Origin of the sequence: Pseudomonas sp. Fl4BN1, from assembly GCF_009908285.1 — a bacterium.
Classification (GTDB): Bacteria; Pseudomonadota; Gammaproteobacteria; order Pseudomonadales; family Pseudomonadaceae; genus Aquipseudomonas.
The window spans coordinates 90,089-106,095 of sequence record NZ_JAAARM010000015.1 but is presented as its reverse complement, the minus strand read 5'-3'; the positions used below and the strand labels follow the sequence as shown (position 1 = coordinate 106,095).

Genomic DNA, 16,007 nt, shown 5'->3' with positions numbered 1-16,007 from the left:
CGGCTTGCCGGCGAAGGCGACCGCCAGATCGCTATCGCCGGCAAGCGGCTTCCAGCAGGGCTGAGTTCAGGGCTTCTGGCCGTACCAGCGCGGCGTGTATACCCACTCGCCGCCTTCTGCGCGTGGAAACACACAGGTGGTGGACGAGCCCACCAGCACCATGGTGCGCATATCCACTTGCTCCGGAGTCAACTCGCCCAGGGTGATCACCCGCAGGGTCTGCCCCGGACGGCCGATATCGCGCCCCAGCACCACCGGGGTTTGCGGCGTCCGATGCTGGCGCACGATTTCCAGGGCCCGCCCCAGTTGCCACGGCCGGGAGCGGGAGATCGGGTTATAGAAGGCCAGGGCCAGGTCAGCCTGGGATGCCAGGTCCAAACGTTTCTCGATGATCTCCCAGGGCTTGAGGTTGTCCGACAGCGACAGCACGCAGAAGTCGTGCCCCAAAGGCGCACCGGCCTGTGCAGCGGTGGCCAGGGAGGCGGAGACACCGGGGAGCATTTCCAGGTCGACGTTGTGCCAAGCCGGGTCGCTGGACTCGTGCAGCGCTTCCAGTACCGCAGCGGCCATGGCGAATACGCCCGGGTCACCGGACGACACCACCACCACTGAGCGGCCTTGAGCCGCCAGTTCAAAGGCATGCCGCGCGCGCTGCATTTCTTCGCGGTTGTCGGTGCAGTGCATGACCTGATCGGCGCGGAACGGGCCAGCCATGCGCACGTAGGTTTCGTAGCCGAGGATATCGTTGGCCCGGGCCAGTTCGGCCTTGACCGCTGGCACCATCAACTCCGCAGCCCCAGGGCCGAGACCGATCACCGCGAGGCGGCCACGCGGACGGCCGATCTGCTCGGGGTCCAGAGGCTGGCTGGCCACGGCAATAGCGATGTCGTCGCTCACGCTGAGGGCCGGCAGCAGTTGTGGCACGGCCTGTTGTGCCAGTTCCACAACGCTGCCCGGCGCCGAGGAAAAACGCAGGGGCACGCCCAGTTCAGCAGCGGCTTGATGCAGGGTGCGGTTGGCCATGTCGCTATCAGGGGCCAGCAAGCAAGCGAGGGATTGCACGGCAATTGTCTTCTGATGCAAGGCATCGCGCAGCGCATCGGCGCCGGTCAGTTTGCCGTTGCAGGCAATCAGCACACTGCGCGGGTAGATCAGCAGCTCATTGGCCGCAGCTTCACGCTCAGCGGAGCCGACGCGGATGGTCAGGCGTGCTTGCTGGTCTTGCGGCAACTTGGCTTGCGCCAGCCACGGTGCAGCGCCTTCGATGCGCACGCTTTCGCCGCCCAGCAGGTCGGAAACAAAGCGTTTGCCCAGTTCCAGATCGCCCAGGGCATAGCCACTCGGCGGGTTCAACAGGCAGGTGCCAAAGCGCAGTTCACCGCTGGTGGTGATGGCCGCCGCCACCCCCAGGCCCGCGGCGATTTCCCGGGCCATGAGGTTGACGCCGCCCAAGCCGCCGAGCAGTGGCACCACGGCACTGCCGTCTTCGGCCACCGCCAGTACCGGCGGCTCGGCGCCTTTTTCCAGCAGCAGCGGCGCCAGGGTACGGATGACGATGCCCGCCGCACACAGGGCAATGATCGGCGTGTCCTGTTGGTACAACTGGCGCAGGGTCGCACCAAATTCGGCGTAGACCCGGTCCGCGCCTTCGACCCGCTCCGCCAGGCCGTAAATCAGCGCATCGGGATACAGCTGCTGGATCTGACGCGCGGTATTCAGGCTGCCTTGGCCAAGGATCACGATGGCCGGAATCAAACGGGCCATCAGCCTTGCCACCTTTCGCCGGGAACGATGATCAGCGAGAAGTACGGCGAAGACATCGGCTCCACCTCATCCAGGGGCACGATCTTCTGGTTGGCCATGGTCGCGCGCTCGACATACAACGCTCGCTGCGCCAGACCCAGCTCCTGCAGTACCTGGCGCACCTTGGGGAAGTTGCGCCCCAGCTTCATCACCACCGCCGCATCGGCATCCGCCAGGCGCCGCTTGAGCTCGTCATGGGGCAGCACGCCGGAGAGCACCGACAGGCTCTGGTTGCGATACACCAACGGGGCGCCCAGTACCGAGGCACCACCAAGCATCGAACACACGCCCGGCACTACTTCGGCCTGATAGCGTTCGGCCAGGCGGTCATGCAGGTACATGTAGGAACCGTAGAAGAACGGGTCACCTTCACAGATCACCGCCACATCGCGGCCGGCGTCCAGGTGTACCGCCAATGCCTCGCTGGCACTGTCGTAGAAATCGCTGATTATCTGTTCATAGGACAGCGGCGCCTCCAGCACTTCGGTGGTCACCGGATACACCAGCGGCATCAAGGTCTGGGCTTGTTGCAGGTGCGCCTCGATGATACCGAAGGCGTTGCCCTTTTTGCCCTTGGCGACGAAATACGCCACCACCGGCGACTCACGCAGCAGGCGCAGGGCTTTGACAGTAATCAGTTCCGGGTCACCGGGGCCGACGCCGAGGCCGATCAAACGTCCAGGTTGCTGCATCATTCGATCTCCGTGGCCAGGGCATTGACGGCGGCGGCGGCCATGGCGCTGCCACCGAGGCGACCCTGCATGATCACGAAGGGCACGCCCCGGCTGTCCGCAGCGAGCATCGCCTTGGATTCGGCGGCGCCGACAAAACCCACCGGGAAGCCGAGGATCAGTGCGGGTTTCGGTGCCCCGGCATCGAGCATTTCCAACAGGTAGAACAACGCGGTGGGGGCGTTGCCGATCACCACCACGCTGCCTTCCAGGTGCGGGCGCCACAGCTCCAGGGCCGCCGCCGAGCGGGTGTTGCCCAGCTCCCGGGCCAGCTCCGGCACGCTGTCGTCGCGCAGGGTGCAGATCACCTGATTGTTGGCGGGCAAACGCGCCCGCGTGATGCCTTCGCAGACCATCCGCGCATCGCAGAGGATCGGTGCACCGGCGGCCAGGGCATCGCGCCCGGCCTTGCCTGCGCCTGCCGAGAACTGCAGGCCGTCGATGGCCTCGACCATGCCGCAGGCGTGGATCACGCGCACCGCGAGTTTTTCCAGGTCGGCAGGAATGCGATCGAGCCTGGCTTCTTCGCGGATGATCGCGAAGGAGTTGCGATAGATCTCCTGACCGTCGCGGATGTAATCAATCATCAAGGTGACTCCGTGGGCGGGCTTCAAGTACAGCCTCTGCCGCTTCAATAGAAAGGTTACGTGCGTGCAACGTGCCGAAACCCGGCTGCGCGGCATCGCGAAAATAAACGTCATAGCGCCCGGGGGCCACGGCCAGCAAGGTGGCCGCAGCCACATGGGCGGCAGCACAGGAGCGCGAACAGGCCGACAGGTGCACATCCAGGCAGCGGCCGTGACGTTGCAGCAAGGCTGCCAGCCTGACGGCATCGCCCTTGGTCTCGGCCAGGGCCTTGCCGCAACCATTGGAACCGGTGCAGGCAATCAGATGGGCCAAGGCCTGCCCAGGGCTGCACAGCAGGCCCAGTTGACTCAACTGCGCAGTGACTGCCGGAGCGTCCGCCAGGGCAATGAAGGGCAGCAGCAGGCTCTGCCAGGGGGTGAAACGCAGGCTGGCGTCGCCGTAACGCTGCGCCAACTGCGCGACGCCCTTGAGCATGTCGGGATCGAGGCGTCCCAAGGGCGTGACCGCGCCGACATACACCCGCCCGCTGTCGCTCTGTGGATAAGTTCCCAGGTGCAGGCCTTCGGCGGCGGCCGGGCGCTGCCAGCCATCGATGTTCAACAAGGGACGACTCAAACGCTGATCCAGCAGCGCGACAAAATCGCTCACCGGCATTTGCGCCAGCAAATGACGCATGCGCGTCTGCTCGGGCAGGGCCTGTTCGAGGAACAGCTCGAGCACCGCCACCAGCAGCTCGTGGCCCTGCTCCAGCGGCACCGCGGCTACAGGTTTATCCACAGGGCAACCGGCCAAGCCAAAGGCCAGCAGCAATTGTCCGTCGCGCTCAAGGGCCGCCAGCCACAGATCGTGGTGATGCTCGAGCATGGCCAGGGCCTCGCCGCCGTCGAGTTGCACGGCAAACTTGGCCGACAACTCGTGGAAGCGCGGATGGCTCTGCAAGGTCTCGAGGATCTGCCCGGCCAGGGGCCGGGTGTCCAGCAGCCGCAGCGGGTCAATCCCGGCGCTGGGGCTGAGCATCAGGTTGCGCACATCGTCGCCGGCGGCGGAGGTCGGTCCCAGGCCGGCCGCCAGCAGTTTGGCGATCAACGCCTGATGCTCCGCACCAATGCCGCGAATCTGCAGGTTGGCGCGATTGGTGGCCTCGATCACCCCGCCGGCATAAGCCTGCGCTGCATCGGCCACCGCCAGCGCCTGGGTCGCGCTGATGGCCCCGCCCGCCAGCTTGATCCGGCAGATGCCACCGTCCAGCGCCGGGACGATGCGCAGCAACCCCGGGCAAGCCGAGGGACGGATGGCAGTGGACATCGAGCGTTCGTTCAAAGGGGTGGCCGGCAGTGTGGGAAAAGCGCTTCGTCAGCGAAGGCGCGGTATTATGCCTGCTTTGTCCGAAGGCATGAAAAGCCTGCCTGTCGGAACATCAGGTTTTATGTTCGAGGAAAAGTGATGTCGCCCTGGCTGACAGTAGTGGGAATCGGTGAAGACGGCTTCAAGGGCCTGGGCAGGAATGCCCGTCACGCCCTGCTGGGGGCCTCGCGGATCGTCGGCGGCCAGCGCCAGCTGGATCTGCTGCCGGCGTGCATCCGTGGCGAGCGCCAGCTGTGGCCCAGCCCGTTTTCACTGGAGCCAGTGCTGAGCCAGCGGGGCACAGCAGTCTGCGTGCTGGCCAGCGGCGACCCGATGCTGTTCGGCGTCGGTGCCAGCCTGGCGCGGCAACTGCCGGCGCATGAACTGCAGGTGCTGCCCTTCCCTTCCGCTTATTCCCTGGCTGCCGCACGCCTGGGCTGGCCGCTGCAGGAAGTGGTCACCCTGTCGGTGGTGGCGCGGCCAATCGCCGCGCTCAATGCACAGCTGTTCAGCGGCGTACGCCTGCTGGTGCTGAGCAATGACGGCCACAGCCCGGCGGCCATCGCCGGTCTGCTGCGTGAACGCGGCTTCGGCCCGAGCCGGATCAGTGTGCTGGAGCACCTGGGAGGGCCACTGGAGCGACGGGTAGATGGCACTGCCAATGACTGGAGCGATCCACCGATTGCCGACCTGAACCTGCTGGCCATCGAATGCCGGGCCGAGCCCAATACGCTGCGTCTGTCGCGCCTGGCCGGCCTGCCTGACGCAGCCTTTCAGCACGACGGCCAACTGACCAAGCGCGACGTGCGCGCCATCACCCTGGCGCGCCTGGCTCCGGTGCCCGGTGAATTGCTCTGGGATGTGGGGGCCGGCAGCGGCTCCATCGGCATCGAATGGATGCGCGCGCACCCTAGCTGCCGAGCCCTGGCCATCGAGGCCGACACTGGCCGCCAACAGTTGATCGAACACAACCGCGAAGTGCTTGGAGTGCCCGGACTGCAACTGATTCGCGGCAGCGCACCCCAGGCCCTGGTCGGGCTGGAGCGTCCGGACGCGGTGTTCATCGGCGGCGGCGTGACCCGTGACGGCGTACTGCAGGCCTGCTGGGAACAACTCAAGCCTGGCGGACGCCTGGTGGCCAATGCGGTGACCCTGCAAAGCGAAATGACCTTGATGGACTGGCGTGACCGGCACGGCGGTGAACTGACCCGCATCCATATCGCCCAGGCCCAGCCCCTGGGGGAATTCGACACCTGGCGCCAAGCCTTGCCGATCACCCTGCTGGACCTGCAAAAACCCCAGGAATTGCCATGACCCTGGTAGCCGCGGGCTTGCCTGCGAACGCGTCCTCGTGCGGGTGCGCAAACGCTTGTTCACGGGCACGCTCGCCCTTGCAGGGTGTGCGCTATGCGTGAGGAAACGGCTGAGCAGCCCACGCCCCTGCGCAGTGGCCTGACCACCGGCAGTTGCGCCACCGCCACCAGCCTGGCCGCTGCTCGCCTGCTGTTGGCGGGCGTCAACGCGGATGCGGTGGATATCGTCCTGCCCAAGGGCAAGCAGGTACAGATGCGCCTGGAGTTCTGCCGCCACACCGTAGACGGCGCCGAAGCCGGAACCCTCAAGGACGCCGGCGACGATCCGGATGTTACCCACGGCGCCCTGCTGTACTCCCAGGTGTGCCTGACCCGCGAACCGGGAATTCGCTTCGTCGCAGGCTCAGGGGTCGGCACCGTGACCCGCCCCGGCCTGGTCCTGGCAGTGGGCGAGCCGGCGATCAATCCGGTACCGCGGCGGATGATCAGCGAGCATCTGCAGCGACTCGCCGAGGAGCAAGCCTACGCCGGCGGCTTCGAAGTCACGGTGAATGTCGAGGGCGGTGAAGCCCTGGCCCTGAAAACCATGAACCCGCGCCTGGGGATTCTCGGTGGGTTGTCGATCCTGGGCACCAGTGGCATTGTCCGGCCCTTCTCCTGCGCAGCCTATATCGCTTCGATCCACCAGGGCATCGATGTGGCCAAGACCAATGGCTACCAGCACATCGCCGCCTGCACCGGCAACGCCAGTGAGGACACCATGCGCCGGGTCTATGGGCTGCCGGAAATCGCCCTGATCGAAATGGGCGATTTTGTCGGCGCAGTGCTCAAGCACCTGCGCAAAGTGCCGGTGGCCAAACTCAGCCTGTGTGGTGGCTTCGGCAAGATCAGCAAGCTGGCGGCCGGGCACATGGACCTGCACAGCCGCCACTCCAGCATCGACTTGCCACAACTGGCGCAATGGGCTGCTGAAGTGGGCGCCGATCCGGCCCTGCAACAGGCCATCCGCGAGGCCAACACCAGCCAGCAGGCGCTGGCCATGGCCAGCGCTGCCGGGGTCGCCCTGGGCAACGCGGTGTGCCAGCACGCCCTGGACTTCGCCCGCAGCGTGGTGCCGCCCCAGGTCCAGGTGGAAGTCTTCGCCATCGATCGCCAGGGCGGCATCGTCGGCCACGCCGGAGCGTTGCAATGACCCGCATCCTGTTGTTGGGCGGGGTCACCGAGGCACTGGCCATCGCCCGCACCCTGGGTCCGCAACATATCTACAGCCTGGCCGGCGTCGGCCGGGTGCCCAGCGACCTGGCCTGCCAGGTGCGGGTCGGCGGTTACGGCGGTGCCGAGGGCCTGGCAGGCTTTATTCGCGAGCAACGGATCAGCCTGTTGCTGGACGCCACTCACCCCTATGCCGCGCAGATCAGCGCCAATGCCGTGGCCGCTGCAGCGCTCAGCGGCGTGCCCTGCTGGGCCCTGCGGCGCCCCGCCTGGCAACCCCAGGCGGGCGATGACTGGCGTGAAGTAGCCGACTGGTCACACCTGGTACAGACCCTGCAGCCATTCAAGCGCCCCCTGTTCACCCTCGGCCGCGAACCCTTGCAGCACCTGGATGAAATCCCTCCCGAACAGTTCTGGACCCTGCGCGCCCTGGAGGCGTACCCCGGCAACCCGCGCTGTGAAGTGATTGGTGCGCGCGGGCCGTTCCTGATCGCGGACGAGCGCGAACTGTTCGAGCGTCGGCAAATCGATGTGCTGATCAGCAAGAACAGCGGCAGCAGCGCCACCGAGCCCAAGCTGGAAGTGGCTCGCGAACGCGGGGTACCGGTCCTGGTGCTCAAGCGCCCCGACCTGCCCGAGGTCGACCGCAGCTTTGCCAGCGTGACCGAGGTCCTGGCCGCCCTGAGTCAACTGGCCTACGCCTGACAGACAAAGGCGTCGTACCCCACACACTCTTGGGAAACCCCTGGCAGCGACTGGCCCGGCAATATTTTAGCCTCCTTGGAAAGGTTCAGCAGCGACCGCACCCGCTTCAGGTCCGGTCGTCGCTCCACTGCGTTTAAGTCTGGCGAATGACTTGCCAGCTCGTATCCCAAGGAATACAGTCGCCATGTTCATCTTTGAGCAGACTCAGGAGTTCACCCGCTGGCTTGTACGTCTGAAAGACCCCCAAGGAAAAACCCGCGTGCTGGCCCGGATCAGGGCTGCACAACTGGGCCGGTTCGGCGACTGTGAACCCGTGGGTGAAGGTGTTCATGAGATGCGCATTCATCGCGGCCCGGGTTATCGGGTGTACTTTTCGCGCCGCGCCCAGACGATCTACCTGTTGTTGATCGGTGGCGACAAAGCCACCCAAAGTCGCGATATCCAACGGGCCAGGCAGCTGGCTCACGACCTCAAGAGCGAGGGCTGAAACATGCGTACCCCAGTGAGCCGCTTCGACGCGGCAGAATATCTCAAGACCCCTGAAGACATGGTCGCCTACCTCGACGCCTGCTTCGAGGAAGACAGCGGCGATGGCGTACTGATCCGCGCCGCACTCAACGACATCGCCCGAGCCCGGGGCATGACCCAGGTCGCACGTGACACCGGCCTGGGCCGCGAGAGCCTGTACAAGGCCCTAGGCAGCCAGGGCAATCCCGAGTTCGCAACGATCATCAAGGTCATGAAGGCCCTGGGGCTGAAGCTCCACGTCAGCCCTGCCTGAGCCGGCACTGCGACACCACACCGCACACGGTGTTTTTTTACTTATCCACAGCGATCAGGCTAAATACCCACCTGATCGCTCAACCGACGGATCGTCCATCATGTCCCGACAACGGCTCGCATTTGCCTGGATCGCCTGCTTCGCAGTGCTGTTCAACATGCTTGCCATGCCGCTTTCCGGGGCCATGCAGCGCACTGGCCAAGGGCTGGACGAACAACTGCTGTGGGGCAGCTTCTGCTCGGCCAGCGGCACCAAGCTGGTGGCCATTTCCCTGGGCAAGCTTGAGCAGAATGCGCCACAGAATGACGACCACTCGAACATGCAGCACTGCTGGTGCTGCTCCGGTTCGGCCCCTCTGGTGGCCTTGCCCGGCCATCCGCCCCAGCTGAATTTCGTTCGCTTCGCCGCCCTGCCGGGCGCCCCGCAACCGAAGATCGAAATGCTCACGCTGCGCCAGCAATGGCCCAGCCTGAACCCTGGTGCCCCACCTCTGGCATGATTCCCTTTCGCAAGTGATCTGCGTTTTTGAATCGTTCTGGAGAACCGCCATGTTGAAACCGTCCCTGGTCAAGCAATCCCTGCTGCTGGCCGCGTTGCTGCTGCCTGCCTGTTTCGCCACCGCCCATGACTACAAGGCCGGCGAGTTGCAAATCGCCCACCCCTGGTCCCAGGAGCTGCCGCCGAACGCGCCGACCGTCGCGGCCTACTTCGTGGTGCACAACCCGGGCAAGAATGCCGACACCCTGCTCAGCGTCGACTCCCCGATTGCCGGCAGGGCCGAGCTGCATGAGCACGTCATGCAGGGCGACCTGATGAAGATGCAACAAGTGGACAAGGTTGCCGTACCTGCCAACGGCGAAGTGAAGTTCGCCCCCATGGGCTACCACGTGATGCTGATGGAGCTTAAGGACCGCAGCCTGCTCACCGATGGCAAGCGCTTCCCGCTGACCCTGCACTTCGAGAAGTCCGGTGAGGTGACCGTCGAAGTGGCAGTGCAGAAGCAAGCGCCAGAGACCACGCCAGAGCATAAGCACGCCCAGTAAGTACTGACCGGCCTCTACCGTGAACGCCCCGCGTATGCCTGGCGTCAGGTGCCCCGTGCCGCGTCGAGACTCGCTCCGAGTCCGCCGCGGCAGCTGGCTCAGCCTGTTCGCCATGTTGATGATCTTTATCGGCCCGCTGATTTCCCAGTCGATGCCGATGGATCACGCGATGCCGATGAACATGTCCGTTGCGATGGACATGGGCGACAGTGCGCCCGGCTGTCACGGTGAAGCCCCGCAGCACTCGGAACACGGCAAGTCCCAGGGCGAGCAGCATGTGCTCTGGGAGAAATGCGGCTACTGCAGCCTGCTGTTCAACTGCCCGGCGCTGCCCTCGAGCCTGTCGTTCGCAGCCCTGTCGGCGCCCCCTACCCAGTCTTTCCTGATCCCCGCCACGCGCCTGGGCCACACCCGGCAGACCGTGTTCCCCGGCGCACTGACCCGCGCCCCACCGATCATCGCCTGAGTCTCCCGCTCAACTCACACGGCCGGCTGTCATCGCGACAACCGCGTATTCGCGGCCGTGTCATTCAAGACCGATCGATGGAACATCTATGTTTTCTGCTAATACTCGCCTGGGCGTTGCCCTGCCTTCCAAGTCCTTTGCCCTGAGCCCTTCGCGCCAGGGTTTCAACCGTGCCCTCGCCGTGTTCTGCGGCGTGTTGCTGACCCCCCTGGCCCTGGCCGACGACGCCCCGACGGACCATTCCCAACACATCAACGAACTGAGCCCGACGGTGATCACCGCCATCGCCCCCAGCTCGCCCCTGACCGTGGTCACCAACCCCAAGGACCCGCGCCAGCCGGTCCCGGCCAGTGACGGCGGCGACTACCTGAAGACCATCCCCGGCTTCGCCCTGGTGCGCAACGGCGGTACCAACGGCGACCCGGTGCTGCGGGGCATGTTCGGCTCACGGCTGAATATCCTGACCAACGGCGGCATGATGCTCGGCGCCTGCCCGGGTCGCATGGACGCCCCGACGTCCTACATTTCACCAGAAACCTACGACAAGCTGACGGTGATCAAGGGACCGCAGACTGTGCTCTGGGGCCCAGGTGCCTCCGCCGGCACGGTGCTCTTCGAGCGTGAGCCGGAGCACTTCGGCGAGCTCGGGACCCGAGTCAACGCCAGCCTGTTGGCCGGTTCCAACGGGCGCTTCGACAAGACCCTGGACGCCGCCGCTGGCGGGCCCCTGGGTTATGTGCGGGTGATCGGCAACACCGCACATTCCGACGACTACAAGGATGGCAACAACGACACCGTGGCCTCGCGCTACGACAAGTGGAACGGTGACGTGGCCCTGGGCTGGACCCCGGACGCCGACACCCTGCTGGAGCTCACTGCCGGCAAGGGCGATGGCGAAGCCCGCTACGCTGGCCGCGGCATGGACGGCTCGCAGTTCAAGCGCGAAAGCCTGGGCCTGCGCTTCGAGAAATCCAACCTCGGCGAGGTGCTGGACAAGGTCGAGGCCCAGGTCTACTACAACTACGCCGACCACGTGATGGACAACTACAGCCTGCGCACTCCGTCCGGCACCGGGAAGATGGCCGGCCCCATGGCCTCCAACGTCGACCGTCGCACCCTCGGCGCGCGGATCAAGGCCACCTGGCGCTGGGCCGATGTACAGCTGATCAGCGGCATGGATGCGCAGACCAGCGAGCATCGCAACCGCGCCAGCAGCGGCATCGATACCTACAAGCAACTGCCACGGACCAAGGACGCCGACTTCCACAATTATGGCGTCTTCAGCGAACTGACCTGGTACGCCGCAGAACGGGATCGCCTGATCACCGGCGCCCGGGTCGACCGCGCCTCGGCCAAGGACTACCGCCAGAACATCGGCTCGGGAATGATGAGCCGCCCCAACCCCACCGCAGGCGACACCCGCGCCGACACCCTGCCCAGCGGTTTCGTGCGTTACGAGCATGACTTGGCCGACAGCCCGACCACGGTCTATGCCGGCATCGGCCACACCCAGCGCTTCCCCGACTACTGGGAGCTGTTCTCACCGAAGATGGGCCCGGCCGGCTCGGTGAATGCGTTTGATTCGATCAAGCCGGAAAAAACCACCCAACTGGACTTCGGCCTGCAATACCAGACCGCCGACCTGGAGGCCTGGGCCTCGGGCTACATCGGCCAGGTACGCGACTACATCCTGTTCGACTACCGAACCGCAATGATGGGCATGACCATGTCCAAGGCCGAAAACATCAACGCGCGAATCATGGGCGGCGAACTGGGCGCGGCCTACAAACTGACCTCCAACTGGAAAGCCGACGCGACCCTGGCCTATGCCTGGGGCAAGAACAGCAGCGATGGCAAGGCCCTGCCGCAGATGCCGCCACTGGATGCGCGCTTCGGCCTGACCTACAGCGAGGACAACTGGAGCGCCGGCGCCTTGTGGCGAGTGGTGGCAGCACAGAACCGGGTCGACCTGAACAAGGGCAACGTGGTCGGCAAGGACTTCGGCAAGAGCGGCGGCTTCGGGGTGTTCTCCCTCAACGGTGCCTACCGGATCAACAAGAACCTCAAGGTCAGCACCGGCGTCGACAACCTGTTCGGCAAGGCTTACGCCGAGCACTTGAACCTGGCGGGCAACGCCGGCTTCGGCTACCCGGCCAATGACCCACAGGCCATCAATGAACCGGGGCGCACGCTCTGGACCAAGGTCGACCTGAGCTTCTGAACATCCTTCGCCGGCCAGCCGGCTCCTGCACCCAGGAGTCGGCTGGCCGGTGAACAGGCGGTAACAACCGCCCCATAAAAACAGATCCATTGCCCTGCGGAGCGTTCCCTGATGAATCGACCCAAAGTGTCTTTCTACAACCTGGCCTGGCGCTGGCATTTCTACGCCGGGCTGTTCGTCGCCCCCTTCATGGTGATGCTGGCCCTGACCGGTATCGTCTACCTGTTCAAGCCGCAACTGGATCCGCTGATGTACGGCAGCCTGCTCAAAGTCCCCGCCGGGCATCACAGCCTCAGCGCCGATGAGTTGCTGCAACGGGTGCAATCGGCCTATCCCAAGGGCCAGGTCAAACAGTACCTGCCACCCATCGACGCCGAGCGCAGTGCCCAGTTCGTGGTGCAGGACGCGGGCCACGAGCTCAACGTGTTCATCGATCCCTACCACGGGGACGTGCTCGGCGAGCAGGATGCCAAGCGCAACCTGCAGGCTGTGGCCCGGGCCATTCATGGCGAACTGATGATGGGTACCGTCGGTGATCGGCTGGTGGAACTGGCCGCGGGCTGGGGCATCGTCCTGGTGGTCTCCGGCCTGTACCTGTGGTGGCCCCGGGGCCAATCCTCGGCGGGGGTGCTGTGGCCGCGCTTCAATGCTCGCGGCCGCCTGTTCTGGCGCGACCTGCACAGCGTGCTGGGTTTCTGGGGCGCCGCCTTCCTGCTGCTGATGCTGCTGAGCGGCATGACCTGGACCGGCGTCTGGGGCAAGCAGTATGCCGATCTGTGGAACCGCTTCCCGGTGGCGATGTGGAACAACGTGCCAACCTCCAACCAGCAAGCCGGAGAGCTCAACAGCGCAACCCGTCAGACTGTGCCCTGGGCCTTGGAAAACACCCCGATGCCGCTCTCCGGCGACCACGCCGAACACATGGCACACAACGCCGCGGATGCGGCACCGGCAGCACCGGGCATCAGCCTGCAGGCGGTCCAGGATATCGCCCACCAGCGCCAGGTGGAGCCGGGCTACAGCATCACCCTGCCGACCACCGCGATCGGGGTGTTCACCATCGCCGTATTCGCCGATGACCCACGCAACGACGCCACCTTGCATGTCGACCAATACACCGGCAAGGTCCTCGCCGATGTGCGCTGGCAGCACTACAGCAACGTGGCCCGGGCCACCGAAATGGGAGTGATGCTGCATGAGGGCAAGATGTTCGGCCGCGTCAACCAGATCATCGTGCTGGTGGTGTGCCTGATGATCCTGCTCAGTGCCGTGAGCGGCATCGTCATGTGGTGGAAGCGTCGTCCTCAAGGTCGACTCGGCGTCCCGCCGCTGCGCCACGATCTGCCAAAGTGGAAAACCGCGATGCTGATCATGGCTCTGCTAGCCCTGGTCTTCCCGTTGGTGGGGGCTTCATTGATCGCGGTATGGCTGCTGGATCGGCTGCTGCTCTCACGCTTCAACCGTGGGCCTGAATCTGCCTCATCTTCAACATGAAGCAGCTGAGATGCGCGTTCTAGAGAGGTCTGTACAATTTCGGCGCTTAAGCCGCGCACAGTTATAATGTTACTTTATAACACTTAAGTGTAAGATCCTTGCCCGCAGTATCCCCCCACTGCGGGCAACCCTCTCGAAGAAGCGATTCACCGTCCCGATGAACAAGTACCTCCTGCCCAGCCTCTGCCTGCTCGCCCTACCGTCCCTGGCCCAGGCGACCGAGGCCGGCACCGCCCTGACCCTGCCCGCCGGCACCATCTCGGCCCCAGCCAGCGAAACCGCCGACCACATCAGCCTGAAGACGCCAACCAGCGCCGGCTCACGCCTGGGTCTCAGCGCCCTGGAAACCCCGGCCAGCACCGACAGCCTCAGTGGCGAGCAGATCCGCGCCCGGGGCGATCGCAGTATCCAGGACGCGGTCTCGCGCAGCGCTGGAATCAGCCGCACCGGCACCCCGGGGGACGGTGGCACCTCACTGTCGGCACGGGGCTTTACCGGGCAGAGCTCGGTGATGCAGCTCTATGACGGCAACCGCATGTACACCGGCATGGGTACCGTGACCTTTCCGGTGGACAGCTGGGCAGTGGAACGGGTTGACGTCCTGCGTGGCCCGGCCTCGGTGCTGTATGGCGAAGGCGCCACTGGCGCGGTGATCAACACCGTGCCGAAAAAGCCCTTCAGCGGCGAAATCGAAAACCACCTGCGCCTGGGCTACGGTTCCTTCGATCGCCAGCAACAGGCCCTGGACAGCGGCGGCTCCCTGAACGACACCTTGAGCTACCGGTTGAACCTCAATCGCCTGCGCAGCAACGGCTGGATCGACCGTGGCGATTCCTCCGGCGATTTCGTCAGCGCCGCCCTGCGCTGGCAGGCCCGCGATGACCTGGCCTTTACCCTGGCCCACGATTATGGCGACCAGAACCCGATGAACTACTTCGGCACGCCACTGATCGACGGACAATTCCACAAGAGCCTGCGGGACAAGAATTACAACGTCAGCAATAACAAGCAGCACTACAACGACCAGTGGACCCGCCTGACCAGCGAATGGCAGATTTCCGACAACGTCAGCGCCAGCAACGAGCTGTACTACCTCAAGGCCCAGCGCCGCTGGCAGAATGCCGAAAACTACAATTTCAACACTGCAGATCACCAACTGACCCGTAGCGGTTACTACGGCATCGGCCACCAGCAGGAACAGGTTGGCGATCGCCAGACCTTCACCTTCAAGCACTCGCTGTTCGGCCTCGACAGCCAGACCCTGGTGGGGATGGACTACAACCGAATCCGCTTTCATATGAAAAGCAATTCGCCGTTCAACGATGTGCTGAGCAGTGGCGATCCCATCGACCTGTATCACCCAGCCAAGGGCGGGTTTGTCAGCGCCAGCCCCTACATCGATCAGTTCAAGACCACCACCCGGCAAATCTCCGGCTTTGCCGAAAACCGCCTGCAGTTGAGCGAACGCTGGTCCCTGGTGACCGGTATACGCCGTGACTATGCGCATGTGGACCGTGATGACCTGGCGAAGGGCGGACGGGATGACAGGACCCTGACGGGCAACAACTGGAAAGCCGGGCTGGTATTCGCGGTGACGCCGGATACCTCCCTGTACGGGCAGTACTCCACCAGCACCGATGGCGTCGGCGGACTGATTTCCCTGAGCCCGAGCCAACAACAGTTCGACCTCTCCAATGCTAAACAGACCGAGATCGGCCTCAAGCAGGCCTTCTGGGACCAGCGCGGCGAATGGACCCTGGCCGCCTATCACATTGTCAAAAAGAAACTGCTGATCGATGTCCCGCAAATTGCCGGCGTCCCACAGCATAAGGATCAGGTCGGCCAGCAATCGTCCAACGGCCTGGAAGCCAGCCTCGACCTGCAACTGCCCCACGCCTGGCAGCTACAGGCCAACGCCGCCATCGTCCGTGCCCAGTACGACGACTTCACTCAGGTAGTAGACGGTCAGCAGGTTTCCCGCGACGGCAATCGCCCGATGGACGTCCCCCGCCGTACCGCCAACCTGTGGCTGAGCAAGGCCATCACCGATGACCTGCGGGCCGGTGCCGGGGTGCGTTACGTGGACGCGCGCTACGCCGACATGGCCAACCAGAATGAACTGCCTGGCTACACCGTGGTGGACGCGACCCTGTCGTGGAAAGCCCTGCGCAATACCACCCTGGGCCTGCAATTGAACAACCTGTTTGACCGCCAGTACGCGCAAAGCCAATACAATGACGGCCAGCAATGGATACTCGGCGAACCGCGCTCGTTCTTCGTCACCGCCGACTACACCTTTTAACTAC

16 protein-coding genes are annotated in these 16,007 nt (G+C 64.6%); 12 read left to right on the top strand and 4 right to left on the bottom strand.

Translation table 11 applies throughout. The features are described 5' to 3' along the window. Nucleotides 1-66: 66 nt before the first annotated feature. The 4 genes from cobJ to cobG are packed head-to-tail and all read right to left on the bottom strand — an operon-like array spanning nt 67 to nt 4,427. Nucleotides 67-1,764 (bottom strand): precorrin-3B C(17)-methyltransferase, encoded by a 1,698-nt coding sequence (gene cobJ, locus GV818_RS18220; RefSeq protein WP_161758734.1) that lies wholly within the window; start codon nt 1,762-1,764, stop codon nt 67-69. Continuing rightward, entirely contained in the window at nt 1,764-2,495 is a 732-nt protein-coding gene (locus GV818_RS18215) for a precorrin-2 C(20)-methyltransferase (protein WP_161758810.1), read from the bottom strand. The genes cobJ and GV818_RS18215 overlap by 1 nt, the downstream gene beginning before the upstream one ends. Beyond that, nucleotides 2,495-3,121 (bottom strand): precorrin-8X methylmutase, encoded by a 627-nt coding sequence (locus GV818_RS18210; RefSeq protein ID WP_161777149.1) that lies wholly within the window; start codon nt 3,119-3,121, stop codon nt 2,495-2,497. The genes GV818_RS18215 and GV818_RS18210 overlap by 1 nt, the downstream gene beginning before the upstream one ends. After that, nucleotides 3,114-4,427: a precorrin-3B synthase gene (gene cobG / locus GV818_RS18205; protein WP_161777148.1), complete on the bottom strand. Its 1,314-nt coding sequence runs from the start codon at nt 4,425-4,427 to the stop codon at nt 3,114-3,116. Before cobG ends, GV818_RS18210 begins: the two co-directional genes overlap by 8 nt. Between cobG and GV818_RS18200 the strand changes: the two genes are divergently transcribed. The 12 genes from GV818_RS18200 to GV818_RS18145 all read left to right on the top strand — a co-directional run bounded on the left by GV818_RS18200 (nt 4,420) and on the right by GV818_RS18145 (nt 16,003). Next, on the top strand, nt 4,420-4,566 hold the full coding sequence (locus GV818_RS18200) for a hypothetical protein (protein ID WP_161758737.1): 147 nt from the start codon (nt 4,420-4,422) through the stop codon (nt 4,564-4,566). The two genes, cobG and GV818_RS18200, sit on opposite strands and share 8 nt — an antisense overlap. Next, the gene (cbiE, locus tag GV818_RS18195) at nt 4,566-5,780 is read left to right on the top strand and encodes a precorrin-6y C5,15-methyltransferase (decarboxylating) subunit CbiE (RefSeq protein WP_161777147.1); all 1,215 of its coding nucleotides are present in this window, start codon (nt 4,566-4,568) and stop codon (nt 5,778-5,780) included. The genes GV818_RS18200 and cbiE overlap by 1 nt, the downstream gene beginning before the upstream one ends. A gap of 93 nt (nt 5,781-5,873) precedes the next feature. Further along, the gene (locus GV818_RS18190; RefSeq protein WP_161777146.1) at nt 5,874-6,971 is read left to right on the top strand and encodes a cobalt-precorrin-5B (C(1))-methyltransferase; all 1,098 of its coding nucleotides are present in this window, start codon (nt 5,874-5,876) and stop codon (nt 6,969-6,971) included. Further along, nucleotides 6,968-7,696, top strand: a complete 729-nt coding sequence (locus GV818_RS18185) for a cobalt-precorrin-6A reductase (protein WP_161777145.1) — start codon at nt 6,968-6,970, stop codon at nt 7,694-7,696. Before GV818_RS18190 ends, GV818_RS18185 begins: the two co-directional genes overlap by 4 nt. Before the next feature lie 184 nt (nt 7,697-7,880). Then, nucleotides 7,881-8,183 (top strand): type II toxin-antitoxin system RelE/ParE family toxin, encoded by a 303-nt coding sequence (locus GV818_RS18180; protein ID WP_161777144.1) that lies wholly within the window; start codon nt 7,881-7,883, stop codon nt 8,181-8,183. A 3-nt stretch (nt 8,184-8,186) separates the two neighbouring features. Then, a complete protein-coding gene (locus tag GV818_RS18175) occupies nt 8,187-8,477 on the top strand; it encodes an addiction module antidote protein (RefSeq protein WP_161758741.1) in 291 nt (96 codons plus the stop codon). Nucleotides 8,478-8,577: 100 nt separating this feature from the next. Then, nucleotides 8,578-8,976 carry a DUF2946 domain-containing protein gene (locus GV818_RS18170; protein ID WP_161777143.1) on the top strand — a complete coding sequence of 133 codons (399 nt, stop codon included), beginning with the start codon at nt 8,578-8,580 and terminating at the stop codon, nt 8,974-8,976. Between the two features lie 49 nt (nt 8,977-9,025). Further along, nucleotides 9,026-9,520, top strand: a complete 495-nt coding sequence (locus tag GV818_RS18165; protein ID WP_161777142.1) for a copper chaperone PCu(A)C — start codon at nt 9,026-9,028, stop codon at nt 9,518-9,520. 34 nt (nt 9,521-9,554) lie between these two features. Beyond that, nucleotides 9,555-9,986 (top strand): DUF2946 domain-containing protein, encoded by a 432-nt coding sequence (locus GV818_RS18160; protein WP_178124988.1) that lies wholly within the window; start codon nt 9,555-9,557, stop codon nt 9,984-9,986. Nucleotides 9,987-10,074: 88 nt separating this feature from the next. Further along, nucleotides 10,075-12,207 carry a TonB-dependent copper receptor gene (locus GV818_RS18155; protein ID WP_161758745.1) on the top strand — a complete coding sequence of 711 codons (2,133 nt, stop codon included), beginning with the start codon at nt 10,075-10,077 and terminating at the stop codon, nt 12,205-12,207. Nucleotides 12,208-12,318: 111 nt separating this feature from the next. Further along, nucleotides 12,319-13,701, top strand: coding sequence for a PepSY-associated TM helix domain-containing protein (locus GV818_RS18150; RefSeq protein ID WP_161777140.1), 1,383 nt, complete (start codon nt 12,319-12,321; stop codon nt 13,699-13,701). Nucleotides 13,702-13,858: 157 nt separating this feature from the next. Continuing rightward, complete coding sequence (locus GV818_RS18145) at nt 13,859-16,003, top strand: TonB-dependent receptor (protein ID WP_161777139.1); 2,145 nt, start codon at nt 13,859-13,861, stop codon at nt 16,001-16,003. Nucleotides 16,004-16,007 lie beyond the last annotated feature (4 nt).

Bases quoted from the DNA above. Each gene is read 5' to 3' on its own strand.
- cobJ (WP_161758734.1), bottom strand. From the start codon at position 1,764: ATGGCCCGTTTGATTCCGGCCATCGTGATCCTTGGCCAAGGCAGCCTG.
- GV818_RS18215 (WP_161758810.1), bottom strand. From the start codon at position 2,495: ATGCAGCAACCTGGACGTTTGATCGGCCTCGGCGTCGGCCCCGGTGAC.
- GV818_RS18210 (WP_161777149.1), bottom strand. From the start codon at position 3,121: ATGATTGATTACATCCGCGACGGTCAGGAGATCTATCGCAACTCCTTC.
- cobG (WP_161777148.1), bottom strand. From the start codon at position 4,427: ATGTCCACTGCCATCCGTCCCTCGGCTTGCCCGGGGTTGCTGCGCATC.
- cbiE (WP_161777147.1), top strand. From the start codon at position 4,566: ATGTCGCCCTGGCTGACAGTAGTGGGAATCGGTGAAGACGGCTTCAAG.
- GV818_RS18190 (WP_161777146.1), top strand. From the start codon at position 5,874: ATGCGTGAGGAAACGGCTGAGCAGCCCACGCCCCTGCGCAGTGGCCTG.
- GV818_RS18185 (WP_161777145.1), top strand. From the start codon at position 6,968: ATGACCCGCATCCTGTTGTTGGGCGGGGTCACCGAGGCACTGGCCATC.
- GV818_RS18180 (WP_161777144.1), top strand. From the start codon at position 7,881: ATGTTCATCTTTGAGCAGACTCAGGAGTTCACCCGCTGGCTTGTACGT.
- GV818_RS18175 (WP_161758741.1), top strand. From the start codon at position 8,187: ATGCGTACCCCAGTGAGCCGCTTCGACGCGGCAGAATATCTCAAGACC.
- GV818_RS18170 (WP_161777143.1), top strand. From the start codon at position 8,578: ATGTCCCGACAACGGCTCGCATTTGCCTGGATCGCCTGCTTCGCAGTG.
- GV818_RS18165 (WP_161777142.1), top strand. From the start codon at position 9,026: ATGTTGAAACCGTCCCTGGTCAAGCAATCCCTGCTGCTGGCCGCGTTG.
- GV818_RS18160 (WP_178124988.1), top strand. From the start codon at position 9,555: ATGCCTGGCGTCAGGTGCCCCGTGCCGCGTCGAGACTCGCTCCGAGTC.
- GV818_RS18155 (WP_161758745.1), top strand. From the start codon at position 10,075: ATGTTTTCTGCTAATACTCGCCTGGGCGTTGCCCTGCCTTCCAAGTCC.
- GV818_RS18150 (WP_161777140.1), top strand. From the start codon at position 12,319: ATGAATCGACCCAAAGTGTCTTTCTACAACCTGGCCTGGCGCTGGCAT.
- GV818_RS18145 (WP_161777139.1), top strand. From the start codon at position 13,859: ATGAACAAGTACCTCCTGCCCAGCCTCTGCCTGCTCGCCCTACCGTCC.